The sequence below is a fragment of the Pseudomonas sp. SCA2728.1_7 genome (assembly GCF_018138145.1).
In the GTDB taxonomy this organism is placed as follows: Bacteria; Pseudomonadota; Gammaproteobacteria; order Pseudomonadales; family Pseudomonadaceae; genus Aquipseudomonas; species Aquipseudomonas koreensis_A.
The window spans coordinates 4,119,840-4,134,970 of record NZ_CP073104.1; the positions used below are offsets into that span (position 1 = coordinate 4,119,840).

At 60.3% G+C, this 15,131-nt stretch carries 14 protein-coding genes; 7 read left to right on the forward strand and 7 right to left on the reverse strand.

Features of this window, described 5'->3' with window-relative positions; all coding sequences use genetic code 11:
* Positions 1-4: 4 nt before the first annotated feature.
* The gene (locus KBP52_RS18295) at positions 5-955 is read right to left on the reverse strand and encodes a LysR family transcriptional regulator (protein WP_212620695.1); all 951 of its coding nucleotides are present in this window, start codon (positions 953-955) and stop codon (positions 5-7) included.
* A 114-nt stretch (positions 956-1,069) separates the two neighbouring features.
* Between KBP52_RS18295 and betC the strand changes: the two genes are divergently transcribed.
* From betC to KBP52_RS18310, 3 genes are all read left to right on the forward strand, one after another.
* A complete protein-coding gene (gene betC, locus KBP52_RS18300; protein WP_212620696.1) occupies positions 1,070-2,584 on the forward strand; it encodes a choline-sulfatase in 1,515 nt (504 codons plus the stop codon).
* 16 nt (positions 2,585-2,600) lie between these two features.
* Complete coding sequence (gene choX / locus KBP52_RS18305) at positions 2,601-3,521, forward strand: choline ABC transporter substrate-binding protein (RefSeq protein ID WP_212620697.1); 921 nt, start codon at positions 2,601-2,603, stop codon at positions 3,519-3,521.
* A gap of 256 nt (positions 3,522-3,777) precedes the next feature.
* A complete protein-coding gene (locus tag KBP52_RS18310; protein WP_212620698.1) occupies positions 3,778-5,346 on the forward strand; it encodes a SulP family inorganic anion transporter in 1,569 nt (522 codons plus the stop codon).
* 114 nt (positions 5,347-5,460) lie between these two features.
* Here KBP52_RS18310 and aroE read toward each other — a convergent pair whose 3' ends face one another.
* Both aroE and hemF read right to left on the reverse strand, forming a co-directional pair.
* A complete protein-coding gene (gene aroE, locus KBP52_RS18315; protein WP_212620699.1) occupies positions 5,461-6,282 on the reverse strand; it encodes a shikimate dehydrogenase in 822 nt (273 codons plus the stop codon).
* A 9-nt stretch (positions 6,283-6,291) separates the two neighbouring features.
* On the reverse strand, positions 6,292-7,206 hold the full coding sequence (hemF, locus tag KBP52_RS18320) for an oxygen-dependent coproporphyrinogen oxidase (RefSeq protein ID WP_212620700.1): 915 nt from the start codon (positions 7,204-7,206) through the stop codon (positions 6,292-6,294).
* Positions 7,207-7,355: 149 nt separating this feature from the next.
* Here hemF and KBP52_RS18325 point away from each other — a divergent pair, with 149 nt between their 5' ends.
* Positions 7,356-8,333: an NADPH:quinone reductase gene (locus tag KBP52_RS18325; RefSeq protein ID WP_212620701.1), complete on the forward strand. Its 978-nt coding sequence runs from the start codon at positions 7,356-7,358 to the stop codon at positions 8,331-8,333.
* Positions 8,334-8,397: 64 nt separating this feature from the next.
* On the opposite strand, the gene KBP52_RS18330 is transcribed toward KBP52_RS18325, so the two are convergent.
* The 4 genes from KBP52_RS18330 to KBP52_RS18345 form a co-directional block, all read right to left on the reverse strand.
* Positions 8,398-8,907: a hypothetical protein gene (locus tag KBP52_RS18330; protein WP_249122194.1), complete on the reverse strand. Its 510-nt coding sequence runs from the start codon at positions 8,905-8,907 to the stop codon at positions 8,398-8,400.
* A 405-nt stretch (positions 8,908-9,312) separates the two neighbouring features.
* A complete protein-coding gene (locus KBP52_RS18335) occupies positions 9,313-9,870 on the reverse strand; it encodes an L-threonylcarbamoyladenylate synthase (protein ID WP_038359601.1) in 558 nt (185 codons plus the stop codon).
* A 55-nt stretch (positions 9,871-9,925) separates the two neighbouring features.
* Positions 9,926-11,026: a DNA-processing protein DprA gene (gene dprA / locus KBP52_RS18340; protein WP_077575173.1), complete on the reverse strand. Its 1,101-nt coding sequence runs from the start codon at positions 11,024-11,026 to the stop codon at positions 9,926-9,928.
* Between the two features lie 80 nt (positions 11,027-11,106).
* Positions 11,107-12,132 carry a LysM domain-containing protein gene (locus KBP52_RS18345; protein ID WP_077575172.1) on the reverse strand — a complete coding sequence of 342 codons (1,026 nt, stop codon included), beginning with the start codon at positions 12,130-12,132 and terminating at the stop codon, positions 11,107-11,109.
* Positions 12,133-12,292: 160 nt separating this feature from the next.
* On the opposite strand from KBP52_RS18345, the gene def reads away from it, so the two are divergent.
* The 3 genes from def to rsmB are packed head-to-tail and all read left to right on the forward strand — an operon-like array spanning position 12,293 to position 15,124.
* Positions 12,293-12,799 (forward strand): peptide deformylase, encoded by a 507-nt coding sequence (gene def, locus KBP52_RS18350; protein ID WP_038359594.1) that lies wholly within the window; start codon positions 12,293-12,295, stop codon positions 12,797-12,799.
* Positions 12,800-12,857: 58 nt separating this feature from the next.
* Complete coding sequence (fmt, locus tag KBP52_RS18355) at positions 12,858-13,817, forward strand: methionyl-tRNA formyltransferase (RefSeq protein ID WP_212620702.1); 960 nt, start codon at positions 12,858-12,860, stop codon at positions 13,815-13,817.
* Entirely contained in the window at positions 13,814-15,124 is a 1,311-nt protein-coding gene (gene rsmB / locus KBP52_RS18360; protein ID WP_108224902.1) for a 16S rRNA (cytosine(967)-C(5))-methyltransferase RsmB, read from the forward strand. The genes fmt and rsmB overlap by 4 nt, the downstream gene beginning before the upstream one ends.
* Positions 15,125-15,131 lie beyond the last annotated feature (7 nt).

The window sequence follows — 15,131 nt, forward strand, 5'->3', positions numbered from 1 at the left end:
GCCGCTATACGGCAATGGAAGGCAGCGCGAGTCCATTGAGGGATTTTGCGCTGCTCGCCTGTTCCGCCATCAGCCAATCAACAAACTGCTGAATCAACGCGCCCCGGCGTTTGCGTTGCGGGAGCACTACGTAATAACCGAGGCGCGACAGGGTCGTTTCGGCGATGGGCCGGCACAGCAAACCCTGACTCAGCAAGTTATCCACAAGGTGGCGCCAGCCAATCGCCACGCCTTGACCGCCAATCGCCGCTTGAATCAGCAGCGTGTAATTATCGAAGCGCAATTGCCCCGGCGCCGGCGGTGTATTGATACCGAGTTCACGGAACAGACCACTCCAGTCAAACCAGTTGCTGCTGTTTTCCCCGCGCAGGTGCAACAACGGAAACTCCAGCAACGCCTGAGCAGGCAGGGGCAGGGCGCGATCCTTGAGCAATTGCGGACTGCACACCGGGAACACTTCCTCGCTGAACAACCAATGGCTTTCACCCTGTTTAAAGCGCCCGTCGCCAAACAGGATCGCCACGTCGATATCGGGGCGCAGCATGTTGTGGTTGCGTTCACTGGTCACCAGGCTCACGTCGACCTGCGGATTGGCTTCGTGAAAACGGTGCAAGCGTGGCATTAACCAATAAGCGGCGAAGGCAAAATCGGTGGCAACTTGCAGGACCTCGTGTTGCTGTTGTGCGCTGATCGCGCTCAATCCTGCGTCGATGTTCTGCAAACCAAGAGTAACTTGCTCAAACAGTATCGCGCCGACTTCGGTCAACTCGATCCCTCGGTAAATCCGATCAAACAGCCGCGTGCCGAGCTGTTCTTCCAGCCGTTTGATCTGCTGACTGATCGCCGGTTGCGTGGTGCCAAGCTCAACCGCGGCAGCAGTGAAACTGCGCTGCCGAGCCGCCGCTTCGAAGGCGCGGAGCAGGTCGAGCGACAGATCACCCAAGGCTTCATACATAAGCTGTGCTTATCCTAGTCATTGTCCGGCACGGGCTTTACCGGATTCAGCATGGGCTCCATGCTCGATCGCAGCAATGTCGCATAAATATTCACTATGGAATGCCGCGATCACATGAAGCGCAAGAATATTCTTTTCATCATGGCCGATCAGATGGCCGCGCCAATGTTGCCGTTCTACGGCCCTTCGCCGATCAAATTGCCCAATCTTTCCCGCCTCGCCGAACAAGGCGTGGTGTTCGACGCCGCTTACTGCAACAGCCCGCTGTGCGCGCCGTCGCGTTTCACCCTGGTCAGCGGCCAGTTGCCGAGCAAGATCGGCGCTTATGACAACGCCGCTGATTTCCCTGCCGATGTGCCGACTTACGCCCATTACCTGCGCCGCCTCGGCTACCGCACCGCGCTGTCGGGCAAGATGCATTTCTGCGGCCCCGATCAGTTGCACGGCTACGAAGAACGCCTGACTAGCGACATCTACCCGGCCGACTATGGCTGGGCAGTGAATTGGGATGAGCCGGATGTGCGGCCGAGCTGGTATCACAACATGTCCTCGGTGCTGCAGGCCGGACCGTGTGTACGGACCAATCAGCTGGATTTCGATGAAGAGGTGGTGTTCAAGGCGCAGCAGTATCTGTTCGATCATATTCGCGAGGACGGCGACCAGCCGTTCTGCCTGACCGTATCGATGACTCACCCACACGACCCGTACACAATTCCCAAGGCTTTTTGGGATTTGTACGACGATGCCGAAATCCCGTTGCCTACAACGCCGGATCAACATCAACTCGATCCGCACTCGCAGCGTTTGCTCAAGGTTTACGACCTGTGGGACAAGCCACTGCCTGTGGATAAGATTCGCGATGCGCGTCGGGCGTACTTCGGTGCGTGCAGCTATATCGACGCCAACGTCGGCAAACTCCTGCAAACACTGGAAGAAACCGGGCTGATCGATGACACGATCATTGTGTTCTCCGGTGACCACGGCGACATGCTCGGCGAAAAAGGTCTCTGGTACAAAATGCACTGGTACGAAATGGCTGCCCGCGTGCCCCTGTTGATAAGTGCGCCGGGGCAGTTCGAGTCAGGCCGCGTCAGCGCTGCCGTGTCGACCGCCGATCTGCTGCCGACCTTCGTTGAACTGGCCGGCGGCACGCTGGAACCAGGCTTGCCGCTGGACGGCCGCTCACTGGTTTCACACCTGCAAGGGCAGGGCGGTCATGACGAAGTGTTCGGCGAATACATGGCCGAAGGCACCATCAGCCCGTTGATGATGATCCGTCGCGGCACCTACAAATTTATCTACAGTGAAAACGACCCTTGCCTACTCTTCGATGTGAGCAACGATCCGCGTGAGCTGGAAGAACTCAGTCAATCGCCGCAACATCGCCAGCTATTCGACGATTTTCTCGCCGAAGCGCGGGCCAAGTGGGACATTCCGGCGATTCACCGCCAAGTCCTATCCAGCCAACGGCGCCGGCGCTTTGTTGCCGACGCGCTGACCATCGGCAAGCTGAAGAGCTGGGATCACCAGCCGCTGGTGGACGCCAGTCAGCAGTACATGCGCAACCACATCGACCTCGATGATCTGGAACGCAAAGCACGTTATCCACAACCCTGCCAAAACCAATAATGTTAAGGGGAAGTCCATGCGTAAGTTATCCACAGTAGTGACGGTTGGCCTGCTCGCGCTGAGCAGCGCCTCGGCCTTCGCCGAGCAAAGCTGCGACACGGTGAAAATGGCCGACCCGGGCTGGAGCGATATTGCCGCGACCAATGCGATCACCGGGTTTCTGCTGGACGGCATGGGCTACAAGGCCAAGGTCGACACCCTTGCGGTGCCGATCACCTTTGGCGGTTTGAAGGATGGCCAGGTGGACGTGTTCCTCGGCAACTGGATGCCGGCGCAACAGGGCTTCTATGACAAGTTCGTCGCCACCGGCGATGTCACGCAACTGGCGAAAAATCTCGACGGCACCGAGTTCACCCTCGCCGTGCCGGACTACGTGTGGGACGCGGGTGTGCATAACTTTGCCGACCTGAACAAATATGCGGACAAGTTCGAGCGCAAGATCTACGGCATCGGCTCCGGCGCGCCGGCGAATATCTCGCTGCAGGAAATCATCAAGAAGAATGACTTCGACATGGGTCAGTGGAAGCTCATCGAATCCAGTGAACAGGCGATGCTGGCTGAAGTGTCGCGGGCGGTGAAGAAACAGAAATTCGTCACCTTCCTCGGCTGGACCCCGCACCCGATGAACGTGCAGTTGAAGATGCATTACCTCAAGGGTGGCGAGAAGTATTTTGGCGATACCGGCAGCGTGTTTACGTTGACGCGCAAGGGCTACGCCGAAGCCTGTCCGAATGTGGGTAAGTTGCTGAGCAATCTGTCGTTCACTCAGGAGATGGAGAACAGCATCATGGCTGAGGTGGTGAACAAGAAGGTCACTAATGCCGAGGCGGCGAAGGCTTGGATCAAGGCGAATCCGGCGGTGCTGGATAAGTGGCTGGATGGGGTGAAGACTGCGGATGGCAAGGATGCGTTGGCGGCGGTGAAAGCGAAGCTTTGATTGTGGGTTTTTTTGAATTTTGCTCGGCTTGAGATTTTTGCCCCCTCACCCCAGCCCTCTCCCCCAAGGGGGCGAGGGGGAAAGGGAGCCGATCGTTGTTTGATTCGAGACCTGAGTTCGACGCTGATTCCTCAGGTCGATGTAGTCAGTCCAATCACCTCGATCAGTCCCCTCTCCCTCCGGGAGAGGGCTAGGGTGAGGGGCCTTTCCCCTGGCACCCTGATAACCTTGAACAAAACCCCAACCGCGAGGACCCATGGCCTTCCCCAGCCGCCACTCTCTCTTGCCCTTCCTCACCTGGCTACCGCGGCAAACCCGCGCCAGCGTAGGACGGGATCTGATCGTCGGCCTCAGCGGCGCAATTCTCGCGTTACCCCAGTCGATTGCCTACGCGTTGATCGCTGGCCTCCCACCCGAGTACGGACTGTATGCCGCGATCATTCCGGTGCTGATCGCCTGCCTGTGGGGCTCGTCGTGGCATCTGATCTGCGGCCCGACGGCAGCGATTTCCATTGTGCTGTTTGCCAGTGTCAGTCCTTTAGCGGTTCCGGCGTCGCAGGACTACATCACCCTGATCTTGTTGCTGACGTTTCTGGCCGGGATTTTCCAGTGGCTGCTCGGTTTACTGCGTTTCGGCGCGCTGGTGAATTTCGTCTCGCATTCGGTGGTGCTGGGGTTCACCCTCGGTGCCGCTGTGGTGATCGCCATCGGGCAACTGCCGAACCTGCTTGGGCTGGAGTTGCCGGCGAAAGCCACGGCGCTGGCGAGTTTGATGGATCTGCTGCAACACCTCAGGGCTGTGGATAAACCTTCGTTGGTACTCGGTGTGGCGACGGTGGTTGTCGGTGTGGTGTTGAAACAATTGCTGCCGCGCTGGCCGACGCTGTTGATAACCCTCGCTTTGGCCAGCCTGCTGGTGTGGCTGTGGCCGGCGATGTTCGGCCACGTGCATCTGGTCAGCGCGTTTGTCGGGCGGTTGCCGCCGTTCAGTGCGTTGCCGCTGGATCTGGATTTGATCTTGCGCCTGCTGCCGAGCGCTGTGGCGGTGGGCATGCTTGGACTGGTCACCAGTCTGTCGATTGCCCGCTCGATTTCGGCACGCTCGCAGCAATTGCTCGATGCCAATCAGGAAGTCCGCGCGCAGGGCTTGTCGAATATCGTCGGGGCGTTCTTTTCCGGATCGTTGTCGGCCGGATCGTTCACTCGCTCGGGATTGAGTTACGAGGCGGGTGCCTGTTCGCCATTGGCCGGGGTGTTTTCGGCGATCTGGGTCGCGCTGTTCGCGATATTCGGCGCGGGGCTGATTGCGCACATTCCGATTCCGGCGATGGCGGGCAGCATTCTTTTGATTGCCTGGGGCCTGGTCGATCATCGCGGAATTCGCGCCTTGCTGCGGGTCAGCCGCGCCGAGTTCGTGGTCATGGCCCTGACCTGCCTCGCGACGTTGCTGCTGGAATTGCAGACGGCAATCTACGCGGGCGTGTTGGCCTCGCTGTTCTTCTATCTCAAGCGCACCTCGCAACCGCGCGTGCAGCATTGGCGCGACGGTGAGGACGATGTGCTGCGCGTCGGCGGGTCGATCTTTTTCGGCGCCAGTCATTACCTGCAAGTGCGTCTGCAACGGACGCATGGCGCGCGGGTGGTGATCGAGGCGCAGCAGATCAATTTCATCGATTATTCGGGGGTGGAGATGCTGCATCAGGAGGCGCGACGCCTGCTGGGCCAGAATCGCAGCCTGACCTTGCGCCGGGCGCGGCCGCAGGTGGTGGAGGAGTTGCGCAAGCTTGAAGGGCCGGAGAAGTGTCCGATCCGGTTTGAGGATTGACCTGATATCACCGCATAACCCTGTAGGAGTGAGCCTGCTCGCGATAGCGGAGTGTCAGTCGATAAGATTTTATCTGACACTCCGCTATCGCGAGCAGGCTCACTCCTACAAGGATTATTGCGCCAGTTGGCGGCGCAGTTCGGCTAATACTGGCGCTGTGTCCGGGCGCACACCGCGCCACAAAAAGAACGCCTCGGCGGCCTGCTCGGCGAGCATTCCCAAGCCATCCATCGACACTGCCGCGCCCTGTTCACTGGCCCAGCGGCAGAACGCCGTCGGTTCCTTGCCATACATCATGTCGTAGCACAGGGTCTTGCCCGGCTCGATCAGGCTCGGTGCAATCGGCGGCACTTCACCGGTCAGGCTAGCCGACGTGGCGTTGATGATCACGTCCACCGGCTCGCGCAGCCAGTCGAAACCACTGGCCGACACCGGCCCCAGGTCGCAGAACAACTCCGCCAGCAGCTCAGCCTTGTCCACCGTGCGATTGGCGATGATCACCGATGCCGGTTGTTCCGCCAGCAACGGCTCCAGCGCACCGCGCACCGCGCCACCAGCGCCGAGCAACAGGATGCGTTTGCCGCTCAGGCTGAACCCGGCATTCACCGTCAGATCACGCACCAGCCCCGCGCCGTCGGTGTTGTCACCGAGCAGCGAACCGTCGGCGAGTTTGCTCAAGGTATTCACCGCACCAGCACGCTGCGCCCGCGCCGTCAGGCTGTTGGCCAAACGGTAAGCGTCTTCCTTGAACGGCACAGTAACGTTGGCGCCGCGACCTTCCTGGAAAAACGCCGTGGCGCAACCAGCGAAATCATCAAGCGGCGCCAGCAGGGTGCTGTAGTCGAGGTGCTGGCCGGTCTGTTCGGCAAACAGCTTGTGAATCATCGGCGATTTGCTGTGACCGATCGGGTTACCGAAAACGACGTAACGATCCATCAGAAATCCTCAGGCCTCGGCCAGCCAGTCGCGATCTTGCAGGAAGTAATCGGTCAGGCGCGCTTCTTCGCTGCCAGGCGCAGCCTTCCAGTCATAGCCCCAGCGCACTTGCGGCGGCAGCGACATCAGGATCGACTCGGTACGCCCGCCCGATTGCAGACCGAACAAGGTGCCACGGTCGTACACCAGGTTGAATTCGACGTAACGGCCACGGCGGAATTCCTGGAATTCACGCTGTTGAGCGGTGAAGGCATCGTGTTTGCGGCGCTGCACGATCGGCAGATAAGCGTCGATGTAAGCATCGCCGATGGCGCGCATGAAGGCGAAGCTGGTGTCGAAGTCCCACTCGTTCAGGTCATCGAAGAACAGACCGCCGATACCTCGCGGTTCGTGGCGATGCTTGATGTGGAAATAGGTGTCACACCAGGCTTTGTAGCGCGGGTAGACATCAGGCCCGAAAGGCGCGCAAGCCTGTTCGGCAACGCGGTGCCAATGAATGCAGTCCTCTTCGTTGCCGTAATACGGGGTCAGGTCGAAGCCGCCGCCAAACCACCAGACCGGCTCTTCACCTTCCTTCTCGGCGATGAAAAAGCGCACGTTGGCGTGGGACGTCGGTACATGCGGATTGTGCGGGTGAATGACCAGCGACACGCCAAGGGCTTCAAAACCGCGACCGGCCAGTTCCGGGCGATGGGCACTGGCCGATGGCGGCAGACCGCTGCCGAAGACGTGGGAGAAGTTGACGCCACCCTTTTCGATCACCGTACCGTTCTCGATCACGCGGGTACGACCGCCACCGCCGGCGGGCCGGGTCCAGGCGTCTTCGACGAAGCGCGTGCCGCCGTCTTCGCTTTCGAGGGCCGCACAGATGCGGTCTTGCAGGTCGAGCAGATAGGCCTTTACGGCGTCGGTGCGGGTCGTCATGGCTTCACCTTGAATCGGGCGGCGCCCCGCGGGCGGGCGACGCAAATGGGCGCGTAGCATACCACCGCACAACGGCGCGCCGCAGTTGACGAAGATCAAGCATGGGAGTTGGATAGGGGGCTCACAAAAGACCCAAGGAGAGCAGGCAGATGGCAAAGCGTATCCAGTTCAGCGCCCACGGCGGCCCCGAAGTGCTCGAATATGTTGATTACCAACCCGCCGCACCCGGCCCGAATCAAGTGCGCGTGGCCAACAAGGCGATCGGCCTGAACTTCATCGACACCTATTACCGCAGCGGTCTGTACGCACCGCCCGCCTTGCCGTCCGGCCTGGGTGCTGAAGGTGCGGGGATCGTCGATGCCGTGGGCAGCGACGTCACCCGGTTCAAGGTCGGTGATCGCGTGGCCTATGGCAGCGGCCCGTTGGGGGCCTACAGCGAATTGCATGTGCTGCCCCAGGACAATCTGGTGCATCTGCCCGACGAAATCAGTTTCGAAACGGCTGCCGGTGTAATGCTCAAAGGCCTGACCGTGCAATACCTGCTGCGCCAGACCTATGAACTCAAGGGTGGCGAAACCATTCTGTTCCACGCGGCGGCCGGTGGTGTCGGTTCGCTGGCCTGTCAGTGGGCCAAAGCGTTGGGCGTGAAGCTGATCGGCACAGTCAGCTCCAAAGAGAAGGCCGAGCTGGCCAAGGCCAATGGTGCCTGGGCGACGATCGATTACAGCCATGAAAACGTTGCGCAACGCGTGCTGGAATTGACCGACGGCAAGAAAGTCCCGGTGGTTTATGACGGTGTCGGCAAGGACACCTGGCTGACTTCCCTCGACAGCGTGTCGCCGCGCGGCCTGGTCGTGAGCTTCGGTAATGCCTCTGGTGCGGTAGACGGCGTGAACCTGGGGATTCTCTCCGCCAAGGGCTCGCTGTACGTGACCCGACCGACGCTGGCGACTTATGCCAACAATGCAGAGAACCTGCAGCGGATGGCTGATGAATTGTTCGAGATGATCATCAGCGGCAAGCTGAAGGTAGACATCAGCCAGCGTTATTCACTGGCTGATGCAGCGAAGGCGCAAACCGAACTCTCGGCACGACGCACCACAGGCTCCACCGTTCTGCTGCCCTGATACCTTCCGGCGTCCGGCCAGTCAGGGTTTCACAACCATGACTGACTGGACGATTCAGGCGCGTTCAGAACCTCGGTAGATGACTCGCCAATGGTTTTTGCGCCCAATGACCGACCGTTGTGTGATCAGGCTGTTGAACCGCTGCGAGGATTTGCCGCCACTCGGCTGACAACACCCAGTAATCACCGCGTGCGCGGTGTTCAATCTGCAAGGGATTGGAGGCGACCGGCATCAGACCGAAACGCTGGTACAGGCGCAACTGCGATGCCCTGCACAACGCTGTGACACCTTGATAGCCCTGTTTTATCGCCCACTCGGCAGCCGCCGCCAGCAAACTGTTGACGGCAATGGGCTGTTGGCTGGGCACCTGCGAGATCAAGCGACTGAGTTCGACATGGCGTGACAACGCCACCGTGGGCGATACATGTTGCCGCGCCAGCGATGCCCACTCGAACGGCGCCGGAGTGGCCCTCAATACCGCCAGCAACTGCTCGTGCCGATACAACAGAAAGTGGGTACTGCGCGACCTTGTCGCCAGTTGCGTTTCGAGCATCCGCGCCCGGGACGTCAACATGTAGTGCTGCAGCCGAAGCCGAAATTGCCGATCGATAAACCGATCGAACACTTGGGTATCCGATCCCGCTTCAAGCATCACGATACGACAGCCCTCATGATGACTGTTTAATGTCACCTGAAGCGTCTGCAGGTAATCCGTGAGTTGCAAATCCGTAGTGTCCATTCTTTCTCCGCAGACCTTAACTTATCGAAGTGTTCCGAGTGCAGGGAAAGGATGGTTGCTTTTGGCGATACCGCCACGAAACGCTGTCTGATAATCAGGTGGGAAAATTCAGCTAATCCAAGCAGTTGAGGATTTCTCCGACGCAACAAACAGCATCATTGCAGGATAAATCGCAGGCACGCGTAGTACTCCTCGCCATCGAGGCGAGGAGTACTCACGTTACAAATGTTCGAGGCTGGTTCAGTCGGGACGAATGACTTTGCCGGTTGCCAGATCACGGATCACGCTGGGGTTCTTGCGCCCACCCAGTTGCCCGCCCAGTATCAGATCGATCTGCCCGCGGAAATATTGCTCGACACGTAATCGCGTGCGCGCCGCCGGGCGACCCTGCGGGTTGGCCGAGGTGGAAATCAACGGCCCGACCATCGAACACAGATCGCGCACTTGCGGATGATCACTGACCCGCAGCGCCACGGTGTCGTGCACGCCGGTCACCCACTCAGGCAACAAGCCCTGGTGCGGTACCAGCCAGGTATTCGGCCCCGGCCAGGTGCTGGCCATGCGGTCGATCCATTCTTGCGGGAAGTCTTCGAACAGGAAGTCGAACTGGCGAATATTGTCGGCAACCAGAATCAACCCTTTGACCACCGAACGATTCTTGATCGCCAGCAATCGATCCACTGCCTCCTCGTTCCACGGGTCGCAACCCAGCCCCCAGACGGCTTCGGTTGGATAGGCAATCACCGCCCCGGCGCGAATCTCTCGTGCGGCTTGTTGCACACGCCAACTGTTAACCATGAAAAAACTCTCCGCAAACAGGTTTCGCGCAGTTTACCGATCTTCCTTGTAAAACCTAGCTCGTCCTGGCCAACCAGCGACCGTTTTCGCAAACCGCACGGCCATCCATTTCCAGTTCGGTCAGGGCCGCCAGCACTTTCGGTAATGCCCAGCCGCTGCTGTCGGCCAAGCCTTCGCTGGTGTGCGGCGCCGCGTGGAGCAGAATAAGTAGTGGATGATCGACTTTCGCAGTGTCCGTGGACAACGGCAAATGCTGCCAACCGCGCAGGGCTTCGAGGATATGTTCGATGGTTTCCACCAACACCGCACCGTCGCGAATCAACTGGTGACAACCGCGCGCGCCGGGGTGATGAATCGAGCCGGGAATCGCATACACCTCGCGCCCCTGTTCCGCTGCCAGCCGCGCGGTGATCAATGAACCGCTAGCGACACTGGCCTCGACCACCAACACACCAAGGGACAAACCGCTGATGATGCGGTTGCGGCGCGGGAAGTTGCTCGCCGTCGGCCCGGCATCCAGCGGAAACTCGGAAAGCACCGCGCTGCCCGAGGCAATCATCGCGTCAGCCAGACGCCGATTGCGCTGTGGATAAAAGTTTTCCAGCCCCGTGCCGAGAACACCGACCGTCAACCCGCCAACATCCAGTGCGGCCTGATGCGCGGCGGCATCAATACCCAGCGCCAGACCGCTGGTAATGACAAAACCGGCCCCGGCCAGGCAGCGGGAAAACGCCGCAGCGGTGTCCATTCCCGGGCGCGACGCGCGGCGGCTGCCGACCATCGCCAGTTGCGGTTTTTCCAGGATCAGCGGATCACCCGCAACGAATAACAGTGGCGGCGGGTCAGAAATCTGCGCCAGCAATGCTGGATAATCCGCCTGGTCCCACATCAGCAAATGATGCTCCGGCCGCTCTAGCCAGCGCATTGCGTGACTGGCGCCGTCGCGAACGTCGGGGCAGCGCCGCGCTTCGGCGCACGCCGCTGGTAAACCCAGCGAACGCCAGGCGCTGGCCGGCGCGCTGATGGCTTTGGAGGCCGAGCCAAAGGCTTCGAGCAATTTGGCAAAGCGTTTCGGGCCGACATCCGGCAAGCGGTGCAAGCGCAGACGCGCTTCCAGTTCCGCTGGGGAAACCGGCGTACAGACAGGCAATATCATGGATCATCCTTGATCGTTATAAGCCCCGAACCATTCGGAACAAGCTGTGGATAACTCTGTTGGTAACTTGTTAAGCAAGCTTACGGATTTCGCACCTTGTCGAGCACCGCCAGCGAGCGCGATGCGTTGAGAACGAGGCCATAACTGAGTTTGTCGTAGGTGCGGAACACCATCAGCAAGCCGGCGCGTTCGTCGGGAATTTTCAGTGGCTGGCCGGTAATGCGGTCACGCACGGTTTCGCCGGTTTTCATCACCACCAGTACGTTGCCCTCAGCCAGACCGTCGCGCTTGCCTTTGTTCAGGGTAACCACGTCCATCACACCAATCTGGGTGACGCCGCGCGGTACATCGATGATCACGCCGTTGATGCTGGTCGTTGGCGCGCTGGGCATGAAGGTCGAATTGATCGAACGCTCTTCGCCGCTGAACAAGCGGTCGCCAAGGCGCACTTCCTGTGTGGTGCGTTGCAGGGCGAGCGTGGCGACGTCGCCTTCGGTGGCGACGATTTCACCGCCGCCGATGTCATCGGCGTTGATCCCCAGAAACTCCTTGGTCTGCGGATCGGTGTAGACCTTGCCCTGACGGAAGATCCCATAGACCGGTTGATCAGGATCAAAATGGCCGCGAGCGAAAATTCGGTCACCGGTGCCGCTGAGCACGCGTTCAGCATCGCCGGCGACGATGTACGGCGCCTTATCGAAGTCCTCGACCTTGTCGACGATGCGGTTGCTCAGCAAAAAGCTGTTGATGGACTTCAGCGGAATGCTCGGAATCGCCTCGGCCACCGGGCTGGTGCGGATTCGTGGCGAGAGCTTGATGGTGCCGCGTGACTCACCACGATTGAGGGTCAGACGCGGTTGGCCGTCGACATAGCTGAGCGTCAGCGTGTCGCCGGGATAGATCAGGTTGGGGTTTTCGATTTGCGGATTGGCCCGCCACAGTTGTGGCCACTGCCAGGGCTCGCGCAGGTATTTGCCGGAAATGTCCCAGAGCGTATCCCCCGAAACCACCGTGTATTGCTGTGGAAAACCATCCCTGAGTTGCACTTGCCCTTGTGCCACGCCGGCCGAAGCCAACAGCAGCAGGGCGAGTAGTGTTTTCCTCATGCAGTGAATCCCTTTATCATGTGCATTCGCGTGAACCGTCAGAGCCCCCGTGGCTCGCTTGTGCAAAATGCACAAGCTACGCTTCACAACGGTAGCCTGCATCTTCGGACCTGCCAGGCCATCGCCCGACTTTACTCAACGTGTGCAGCAATCAAAGCCTATGGCCATTTTAAACATCCTCGAATTCCCGGACCCGCGTCTGCGCACTATCGCCAAGCCTGTGGCTGTAGTGGACGACGAAGTGCGTCAGTTGGTCGATGACATGTTTGAAACAATGTATGAAGCGCCGGGCATCGGCCTTGCCGCGACCCAGGTTAACGTGCACAAACGTATCGTCGTGATGGACCTTTCCGAAGACCGCACCGAGCCGCGGGTGTTCATCAACCCCGAGTTCGAGTCGCTGACCGAAGAAATGGACCAATACCAGGAAGGCTGCCTCTCGGTGCCGGGTTTCTACGAAAACGTCGATCGCCCGCAAAAGGTCAAAATCAAGGCGCTGGACCGCGACGGCAAGCCCTATGAGCTGATCGCCGAAGGCCTGCTCGCGGTGTGCATCCAGCACGAATGCGACCACCTCAACGGCAAATTGTTCGTCGATTACCTGTCCACGCTCAAACGCGACCGGATCAAGAAGAAACTGGAAAAGCAGCACCGCCAGAACGCTTGATGCCCCTCCTTCAAAGGCTTGCTGCGGCAAGCCTTTTTCTTTTTATGAGACGCCCTTCATGACTGAGCCACTGCGCATCGTTTTTGCCGGCACCCCGGAATTCGCCGCCGAACACCTCAAGGCCCTGCTGAACAGCCCTTACGAGATCGTTGCGGTCTACACCCAACCGGATCGTCCGGCCGGTCGCGGGCAAAAACTGATGCCGAGCCCGGTCAAACAGCTGGCCCTGGAAAATAATATCCAGGTGTTGCAGCCACCGACTTTGCGTAACGCCGACGCCCAGGCTGAACTGGCTGCGCTGAAACCAGACTTGATGGTGGTGGTTGCCTACGGCCTGATCCTGCCGCAAGTGGTGCTGGATATTCCGCGTCTGGGCTGCATCAACAGTCACGCGTCCCTGCTGCCACGCTGGCGCGGTGCGGCGCCGATTCAACGCGCCGTGGAACACGGTGACGCGGAAAGCGGCGTCACCGTGATGCGCATGGAAGCCGGCCTCGACACCGGGCCGATGCTGCTCAAGGTCGTCACCCCGATCAGCGCTGAAGACACGGGCGGCAGCCTGCATGACCGCCTCGCCGCAATGGGCCCGCCGGCCGTGGTGCAAGCGATTGCCGGTCTGGCTGCCGGCACCCTGGAAGGCGAAGTGCAGAACGACGAGCTCGCCACCTACGCACACAAGCTGAACAAGGACGAAGCACGCATCGACTGGAGCCGTCCGGCGGTTGAGCTGGAGCGACTGGTGCGCGCCTTCAACCCATGGCCGATCACCCACAGCACCCTTAACGGTGAAGCATTGAAAGTGCTGGCGGCGACACTTGCCGAAGGCAAAGGCGCGCCGGGTGAAATCCTCAGCGCCAGCAAGGACGGTCTGATCGTCGCCTGCGGCGAACAAGCGCTGTGCCTGACCCGCCTGCAATTACCGGGAGGCAAAGCACTGAACTTCAGCGACCTGTTCAACAGCCGCCGGGAGAAATTCGCGGTCGGCACGGTGCTCGGCGCAGCGGTGGACGCACAATGAATCCGCGTCTGGCCGCCGCCAAGGCACTCGCCGCCGTGCTCAGCGGCAAAGCCTCGCTGAACAGCTCCCTGCCGACGCAACTGGACAAGGTCGAGGATCGTGATCGCGGCTTCACTCAGGATCTGGCCTTCGGCACCGCGCGCTGGCAGCCACGTCTTTCGGCATTGGCCGAGAAACTGCTGCAGAAACCGTTCAAGGCTGCCGACGCCGATGTCGAAGCGTTGCTGCTGGTCGGCCTCTACCAATTGCTCTACACCCGCGTCCCGGCTCACGCCGCCATCGGCGAAACCGTCGGTTGCGCCGACAAGCTGAAAAAGCCATGGGCCAAAGGCCTGCTCAACGCCGTGTTGCGCAATGCTCAGCGCGAAAGCGAAACGATTTTCGCCGAACTGGAACGTGATCCGGTGGTGCGCACCGCTCACCCGCGCTGGCTGCAAAAATCCCTGAAAGCCTTCTGGCCGGAACAGTGGGAAGCGATTTGCGAGGCGAACAATGCGCATCCGCCGATGATCCTGCGGGTCAACCGCCGCCATCACAGCCGCGACGCCTACCTCGGCTTGCTGACTGAAGCCGGGATTGCCGCGACGCCGTGCGTTTACAGTCGCGACGGCATCATCCTCGAAGCCGCCGCCGATGTGCGCAGCCTGCCGGGTTTTGCAGAAGGCTGGATCAGCGTGCAGGACGAAGCCGCGCAACTGGCCGCCGACCTGCTCGATCTGGCGCCGGGGCAACGCGTGCTCGACGCCTGTTGCGCGCCCGGCGGCAAGACCTGCCACATCCTCGAAGCCGAACCGGCGCTGGCCGGCGTAGTCGCGGTGGATCTGGAAGCCAAGCGTCTGGTGCGCGTTAAGGAAAACCTTGAACGACTTGGTCTGAATGCCGAACTGATCGCCGCTGACGGTCGCGATATCGAAAAGTGGTGGGACGGCAAACCGTTCCAGCGCATCCTGCTCGACGCCCCGTGCTCGGCCACCGGCGTGATTCGTCGCCATCCGGACATCAAGCTGACCCGTCAGCCGGACGACATCGTCGCCCTCGCGCAATTGCAAGGCGAACTGCTCGACGCCATGTGGAAAACCCTCGAAGTCGGCGGCATCCTGCTCTACGCCACTTGCTCGACGCTGCCGACCGAAAACACCGAAGTCATCGCTGCGTTCCTCGAGCGTACGCCGGGTGCCCGCGAACTGGATCTGGCCACCAGCGCCGGGATCAAGCAGCCCCATGGTCGCCAATTGCTGGCCCAGCAGGGCGGGCATGACGGGTTCTACTACGCCAAGCTGATCAAGATCGCTGCCGCGCGCGGCTAAACGGATT

Excerpts from the sequence above, each read along its gene's own strand:
- KBP52_RS18295 (WP_212620695.1), bottom strand. The coding sequence starts at position 955 with ATGTATGAAGCCTTGGGTGATCTGTCGCTCGACCTGCTCCGCGCCTTC.
- betC (WP_212620696.1), top strand. The coding sequence starts at position 1,070 with ATGAAGCGCAAGAATATTCTTTTCATCATGGCCGATCAGATGGCCGCG.
- choX (WP_212620697.1), top strand. The coding sequence starts at position 2,601 with ATGCGTAAGTTATCCACAGTAGTGACGGTTGGCCTGCTCGCGCTGAGC.
- KBP52_RS18310 (WP_212620698.1), top strand. The coding sequence starts at position 3,778 with ATGGCCTTCCCCAGCCGCCACTCTCTCTTGCCCTTCCTCACCTGGCTA.
- aroE (WP_212620699.1), bottom strand. The coding sequence starts at position 6,282 with ATGGATCGTTACGTCGTTTTCGGTAACCCGATCGGTCACAGCAAATCG.
- hemF (WP_212620700.1), bottom strand. The coding sequence starts at position 7,206 with ATGACGACCCGCACCGACGCCGTAAAGGCCTATCTGCTCGACCTGCAA.
- KBP52_RS18325 (WP_212620701.1), top strand. The coding sequence starts at position 7,356 with ATGGCAAAGCGTATCCAGTTCAGCGCCCACGGCGGCCCCGAAGTGCTC.
- KBP52_RS18330 (WP_249122194.1), bottom strand. The coding sequence starts at position 8,907 with ATGTTGACGTCCCGGGCGCGGATGCTCGAAACGCAACTGGCGACAAGG.
- KBP52_RS18335 (WP_038359601.1), bottom strand. The coding sequence starts at position 9,870 with ATGGTTAACAGTTGGCGTGTGCAACAAGCCGCACGAGAGATTCGCGCC.
- dprA (WP_077575173.1), bottom strand. The coding sequence starts at position 11,026 with ATGATATTGCCTGTCTGTACGCCGGTTTCCCCAGCGGAACTGGAAGCG.
- KBP52_RS18345 (WP_077575172.1), bottom strand. The coding sequence starts at position 12,132 with ATGAGGAAAACACTACTCGCCCTGCTGCTGTTGGCTTCGGCCGGCGTG.
- def (WP_038359594.1), top strand. The coding sequence starts at position 12,293 with ATGGCCATTTTAAACATCCTCGAATTCCCGGACCCGCGTCTGCGCACT.
- fmt (WP_212620702.1), top strand. The coding sequence starts at position 12,858 with ATGACTGAGCCACTGCGCATCGTTTTTGCCGGCACCCCGGAATTCGCC.
- rsmB (WP_108224902.1), top strand. The coding sequence starts at position 13,814 with ATGAATCCGCGTCTGGCCGCCGCCAAGGCACTCGCCGCCGTGCTCAGC.